This window comes from Ideonella alba (assembly GCF_018069875.1).
Taxonomy (GTDB): domain Bacteria; phylum Pseudomonadota; class Gammaproteobacteria; order Burkholderiales; family Burkholderiaceae_C; genus Ideonella; species Ideonella alba.
The window spans coordinates 1-3,237 of sequence record NZ_JAGQDF010000029.1 but is presented as its reverse complement, the minus strand read 5'-3'; the positions used below and the strand labels follow the sequence as shown (position 1 = coordinate 3,237).

At 60.5% G+C, this 3,237-nt stretch carries 5 protein-coding genes; all 5 read left to right on the top strand.

Translation table 11 applies throughout. From position 1 onward, the window contains the following. Window positions 1-97 precede the first annotated feature (97 nt). The 5 genes from KAK07_RS25025 to KAK07_RS25005 all read left to right on the top strand — a co-directional run bounded on the left by KAK07_RS25025 (window position 98) and on the right by KAK07_RS25005 (window position 3,067). Window positions 98-616 carry a hypothetical protein gene (locus tag KAK07_RS25025; RefSeq protein ID WP_210863690.1) on the top strand — a complete coding sequence of 173 codons (519 nt, stop codon included), beginning with the start codon at window positions 98-100 and terminating at the stop codon, window positions 614-616. A gap of 134 nt (window positions 617-750) precedes the next feature. Further along, window positions 751-1,218, top strand: a complete 468-nt coding sequence (locus KAK07_RS25020; RefSeq protein ID WP_210857336.1) for a hypothetical protein — start codon at window positions 751-753, stop codon at window positions 1,216-1,218. 166 nt (window positions 1,219-1,384) lie between these two features. Further along, a complete protein-coding gene (locus tag KAK07_RS25015; RefSeq protein WP_210863688.1) occupies window positions 1,385-1,648 on the top strand; it encodes a hypothetical protein in 264 nt (87 codons plus the stop codon). 236 nt (window positions 1,649-1,884) lie between these two features. Continuing rightward, window positions 1,885-2,301: a hypothetical protein gene (locus tag KAK07_RS25010; protein WP_210863686.1), complete on the top strand. Its 417-nt coding sequence runs from the start codon at window positions 1,885-1,887 to the stop codon at window positions 2,299-2,301. A 142-nt stretch (window positions 2,302-2,443) separates the two neighbouring features. Next, window positions 2,444-3,067 (top strand): hypothetical protein, encoded by a 624-nt coding sequence (locus KAK07_RS25005; RefSeq protein WP_210863684.1) that lies wholly within the window; start codon window positions 2,444-2,446, stop codon window positions 3,065-3,067. The last annotated feature ends 170 nt before the right edge of the window (window positions 3,068-3,237 follow it).

Here is a 3,237-nt window from a genome sequence, read left to right as displayed (position 1 = left end):
GCTTCCCGGCTTGGGTCATCATCCGTACAGCGGGCCAAGCGCCATGCCGGCGTGCGCGGCTCAGCTCGAACGTTAGGCCGCACAACCACCGCACCTCATGCTTCGACCTTCCTCGCTCTCTATCCTTGGTTGCCTGATCTTTGCGGGCGCACACGCGGACGTTCGCGACACGGAGCGCGAACGTGTGCTTTCACTGCTTCAGATGAAGCCTGCGTTATCCCTACCGAAGAGCGATTGGACGATACAGCGTGAGCAGCGGCGAGAAGACGAATCGGCCGTCTACTACTTACTCGCCAGTGATAGGACAAAGCTGAACTTGTCTGTCTACATCGACAAGTCGACAGCATGCTCGGACGCGGACAACTGCCTCAAGGCTGCGCTCTCGAACAAGAGCTACAAGGATGCGACGGAATTGACTCTGATCGCGAGCGGACAATTCAAGGGAGCTACGTTCTTCTTGGATCAGCCCGCAGGGTTGCCGATCCGGCAAGCGCATGTTCTGGCAGCAGCCTACGTTGATGGGATTTGGTTCGACATCCACATCTCTATGGCTGGCAAAGAGCGACCCGACTTGGCACCCCTTCTGGAACTCCTTAAGTCCGTCGAGCTACGCTGAGTGCGGCCTAACCCCTCGCTGGAACCGACGCCCACCGCCATGGCACTTGGCCCTCTTCCCGGCTTAGGTCATCGTCCGTCCAGCGGGCCAAGCGCCATGCCGGCGTGCGCGGCTCAGCTCGAACGTTAGGCCGCATGAAACACACTCTGCTCGCCTGTCTCTGCGCCCTCGCAATCCAGCCGGTATTGTTCGCATGCTGGAGCGCTCTGCCAGCACTTCTCGCTGGTGAGTCAGTGCCCGGTGTCGACATTCTGAAACTCTCCGCTTTTGTGCTGCTCGTCGCAACGGCGCACCTACTGATACTCGGTCTTCCTGGGTTCTGGGCACTAAACAAAGTGGGCAAGGCAACAACACTGAACGTTGCCTTGCTTGGTTTCATCGTCGGCAGCATAGGCATCGCCGCGTTTGCTTGGCCAGCAACTACAGGCGGCAGTTCGTTCTCAGCCACATGGCACGGCAAATACACGGAACTCATCGTTGGCGGCAAGCCAACCATTGCCGGCTGGCTCAACTACCTCGAAGGTGTTGCACAGTTCGGTGCGCATGGCCTGCTTGGCGGCATGGTGTTCCTCCACGTCTGGCGGCGCGCGCATGCGGCCTAACCCCTCGCTCAAGCGGAGCGACAACGGCAGGCCACCAGGGCCCGGTCGGCGGTACGCGGTACATTTTCGCCAACCGGGCCCTGGCGTCCTGCCGTTGTCGCCCGCTTAGCTCGAACGTTAGGCCGCGCAATGCGGTCCCCGATGTCAAGCTTCACCGGCAACTCAGATGAACCAGAAGGACGACGATCTTCTACTTGTGCCGGTACCAGCGCTCGTTGCTGTGCTCATTCGACTCGAATCCGACAAAGGCGCGCCCTTAACTGAGTCCGAAGTTATTGAGGCCAGAGACAAGGCTGCATGCATTGCCATGCCCAGGTATGCATACGAGGCCATCTGCGAAAAGCGCGGCTACAGGGACATCGAGCCGGAGTACGCATGGGCAGGATGGCGTTTGTATATCGCCGAGCGAGATTCAGGGCACACGGCGTGAAGGCCAAGCCTGCAAAGCAACATGCACTCACTCGCCTCAGCTTCGCCCAGCGCCTTACCCCAACGCCCTAGCGTCAATGTAGCGCGGCCTAACCCTTCGCTCAACCGGACCCGCTACGGCAGGCCACCTTGGCCCGAGCTGAGGTACACGGTACGTTCTCTCAGCTCGGGCCAAGGCGTCCTGCCTCCGTCCGCGGTCCGGTTAGCTCGAACGTTAGGCATCAGATGGAAGTGTTGGTGGCCATCGAAGCCCTGCGAAATGCAGGCCACGTTCGAGCCCAGGTTCTGGAAGAGGCCTTCGCTTCGCCCGAGTTGGCAGCCCTTGCGTTTGGCCTCAAGGGCGAACCAGCCATTTACTCGGAAGTGAGTCCCAAAGAAGCTGCTTGTGTTCTACGCAGCGTCATCCACCGCGACATGGCGTACGAGATCGAACTGGTTCCACTCGGCCAGGCCGAGGAGCTCGCGGCGAAGTTTCTTCAGGCCGTTGGCACCGTCGGAGCTCGCTACTTCACCAATGGCACGTTCGGCCTTCCGCGTCAGTCGCCACACGTCGGAGCCTCGTGGTCACCCGCGACCGAAGCCACCTTCGATACCGGAATACTCGTCCTCACGCCGGAGCGGACAGCTTGCCTCTGGTTTGAGGACGAAGACTGATGCCTAACCCTTCGCTGGAACCGACGCCCACCGGCATGGCACTTGGCCCGCTTCCCGGCTTAGGTCATCATCCGTCCAGCGGGCCAAGCGCCATGCCGGCGTGCGCGGCTCAGCTCGAACGTTAGGCCGCACAACCGCCACCATGCCCTCCTTCGAAGAGTCCTTCTGTGCGGCTGAGGAGAGAGCGCTTTGCTTCCTCGTGGACAGCCATGGCTTCCGCGCGATAGAACGAACGGTCACGCCTGATGGCAGCGACTGGACCGGCGGCATTGTTCGCTATCGCTGCGAAGGTTCGGAACACATCGCAACTCCGAAGGGTTGGATGGTGTCGCTGGCTTACGCGCCCAGGCGACTCGAACTCAGCTTGGACATCTCCGACGAGCACGGAAGCAGCTTCTCTGTCGAAGAGCTTCATGCGATTGTCGCTTCCGATCCTTTCCCCAGAGGCACGCATAGCCTCTACGACTCGCTTCACGATGAAGAGGCTCAGTTCACCGAGTTCAACCGCCTTGCCGGTGTGCTGAAGCTATCGGGAGCCCGATTCTTCGCAGGCGACCGGAGTCTTTGGTTAGATCTCCGAACAGTCAGGGAACGCTCTTGGCAAGCAGAAGAAGATCGCCGTGCAGTGGCCCGGTCAGAGCTTGCCTTTCATGCAAAAGAATGGCGGCAGGTTGTCGCTGAACTTGAGCCCAGAGAAGGTCGGCTGTCCAAAGCAACGAACGCCCGGCTCGCCTATGCCCGAAATAGATTGAAGAGTGCGGCCTAACCTTTCGCTGGAACCGACGCCCACCGTCATGGCACTTGGTCCGCTGCCCGGCTTAGATCATGATCCGTCCAGCGGGCCAAGCGGCATGCCGGTGTGCGCGGCTCAGCTCGAACTACAAGGGCTTCCCCGTCCGTCAAGCGCAAGTTGATCCCAGGCCCGCATAGCGGGCC